This window comes from Streptomyces sp. NPDC006265 (genome assembly GCF_040613555.1).
In the GTDB taxonomy this organism is placed as follows: domain Bacteria; phylum Actinomycetota; class Actinomycetes; order Streptomycetales; family Streptomycetaceae; genus Streptomyces.
In genome coordinates this window covers 1-2,431 of record NZ_JBEXSH010001123.1, presented here as the reverse complement: position 1 = coordinate 2,431, position 2,431 = coordinate 1, and the positions used below count along the sequence as shown (strand labels likewise).

Annotated in this window: 3 pseudogenes; 2 read left to right on the top strand and 1 reads right to left on the bottom strand. The window is 74.4% G+C overall.

The features are described from left to right. Positions 1–90: pseudogene (locus tag ABZ281_RS46035) on the top strand (RNA polymerase sigma factor SigF); the annotation flags it as partial. Here ABZ281_RS46035 and ABZ281_RS46030 read toward each other — a convergent pair. Continuing rightward, positions 91–1,209: pseudogene (locus ABZ281_RS46030) on the bottom strand (S8/S53 family peptidase); the annotation flags it as partial. A gap of 131 nt (positions 1,210–1,340) precedes the next feature. On the opposite strand from ABZ281_RS46030, the pseudogene ABZ281_RS46025 reads away from it, so the two are divergent. Beyond that, positions 1,341–2,431 (top strand): annotated as a pseudogene (locus ABZ281_RS46025) (CHAT domain-containing protein); the annotation flags it as partial.

Genomic DNA, 2,431 nt, shown 5'->3' with positions numbered 1-2,431 from the left:
GGCGAGATCAAGCGGTACTTCCGTGACAACGTCCGCACCGTCCATGTGCCGCGCCGGCTGCACGAGCTGTGGGTACAGGTCAACAGCGCCGAAGCCGTAGCGGCAGGCGTCGTACGTGGAGTGCTGGTACACGTACGGGACGGGCGAGTCGAAGCCGGTGAGGACGCTGGTGAGGCGCTCGCCGGGGGCGTAGACCTTCACCCAGGGGCCGTGGTTGGTGAAGCAGGCGCCGAACTCGCCGTCGCTGCGCAGGGCGCCGACCGACAGGACCGAGTCCTCCCAGCCGGGCAGGTCGGCGTAGGCGGCGGGCCAGAAGGGCGCCGCGCTGGCGTTGTTGCCGGCGGCGGCGACCAGCAGGGTGCGCTGCTCGCGCAGTTCCCGCATGAAGCTCTCGACGCCGAGCAGACCGTCGGTGCGGCCGTTGGAGGTGCCGGCGGAGAGGCTGAGGACGTCGGGCCAGCCGCCCGCGTCGACGGCCTCGAAGAGCTTGTCGCCGAACTCGGACTCCAGGATGGCGCCGGCGTCGTTGAGGGTGCCGCGGACGGTGATGTCGGTGTTGGGCGCGACGGCGGCGACGAGCCCGGCGATGAAGGTGCCGTGGCCGACGTACTGCTGGAGGACGCCCTGGTCGTCGCACTCCTGCAGCTGGGCGTCGCCGCCGGTGTGGGCCAGCAGGCCGCAGGAGCGGTGGTCGTGCATGAGGCCGGTGTCGACGACGAGGACGCCGACGGCGGTGTCCGGGTCGTGGGGCGTGCCGGCGGCGGCCGGGTTGGGAGGTTCGCTGAGCGGGGCGGGGACGGGTTCGTCGCCGGGGCAGGCGTTGACCGCGATGTGCACCACGTGGTTCCGGGCCACCATCCGGCGTCCCGCCCGGGACTCGTGCTCCCGCACGGAGCGCAGGGCGTGGGCGACGGCCCGGTCGGCGTCCCGGGCGCCCTCACCGGGGTTGCCGACGCGGATGCGGGTGATGCCGCTGCGGCTGGTCTGCGGGCCCGCGCGGCGGATCTGCTCCTGGTCGAGGTCGGGTGCGACCGTGAAGTGCGCCCGTACCGTGTCCTCGACGATCCGGGCCTCCTCGCCGTCGCGGACGAGGACCACGCCCTTCTCGTACATGAACTCCGCCGAGTCGTCCGGGCCCATCGCCAGGGGGACGTCCGGCATCGAGCGCTGGATCTGGTCGAACTGCTCGTGGAATCGCTGAGGTGCCATGGCGGGTCCTCCCGTTGGTGCGACGGCGTCGGCCGGTTGTGCTGAGCGGTCGTCAACATGAGCCGCCTCGCCGTCTCCTGATACAGCTCGACACCTGTGTGGTGCGCTCCGGGACCACTACCATCCGAGGAGTGACAGCGGGAAGCAGCGACTCGGTGACGGAACTGCTGCCGTTGGTGTTCGCCGACCCGGGCGAGGCTCTCGCGAGGGCCCGGGCGCTGCTCGACGCCGGCCCCTCCCCGCTGGACGCCTCGGTCGCCCACCAGGTGATCGGCATCTGGCAGCGGGACTTCGGCGATCTGCGGCTGGCGCTGCACCACCTGCGGCGGGCCCGGGAGTGCGCGGCGCGAGCCGACTCGGCCGACCGCGAGGCGGACGTACTGGCCACGCTGGGCGTGGCGCTGGTGCACGCGGGCCGCACCCGGGAGGGCCTGGCGGCCTTCGAGCGGGGTGTCGCGCGGGGCGCGGGGCACACCAGGGCGCGGGTGCTGTACCGGCGGGCGTACGTGTGGTGGGTGCTCGGTCACCATCGGGAGGCGCTGGAGGACGTGCGCCGGGCGGTGCCCGTGCTGCGGCAGGCGGACGACGTGATCTGGACGGCGCGGGCGCTGACCCTGCGGGCGACCGTGCATCTGGCGCTGGGGTCGGTGGAGCGGGCGGAGGCGGACTTCACCGCGGCCGAGGCGCTGTGGGACACCACCGGCCAGGAGCACGACAAGGCCGACGCGGTGGAGAGCCGGGGCCTGGCCGCGTTCCGGTCGGGGGACGTACCGGCGGCGCTGCGACTGCTGGACGAGGCGGAGGAGCGGTACGCCCGGCTCGGCACGCCGACGTTCATGCTGAACATCCGGCGCTGCGAGGTGCTGATGGCGGCCGGTCTCGCACCGGAGGCGCTGGCCGAGGCGGACGCGGCGATCGGGAAGCTGGACGGGCTCGGCGGGCAGTCCACCCGCAAGGCGGAGCTGCTGCTGGCCGCCGCGCGGGCAGCCCGGCCGGCGGGCGAACCGCACACGGCGATCGCCCGTGCGGCCCTCGCGGTACGGCTGTTCGCCGGGCAGCGGCGCACCTGGTGGGAGACGCACGCCCGGCTGGTGCTGATCGAGGCCCGGCACGCGGCCGGGCGCGCCTCGGGGCGGCTGGTCGCCGACGCCGCCGCGGTAGCCGGGAAGCTGGCGTCCTTCGGCTCTCCGGCCGCGCCGGAGGCGACGCTGCTCGCGGGCCG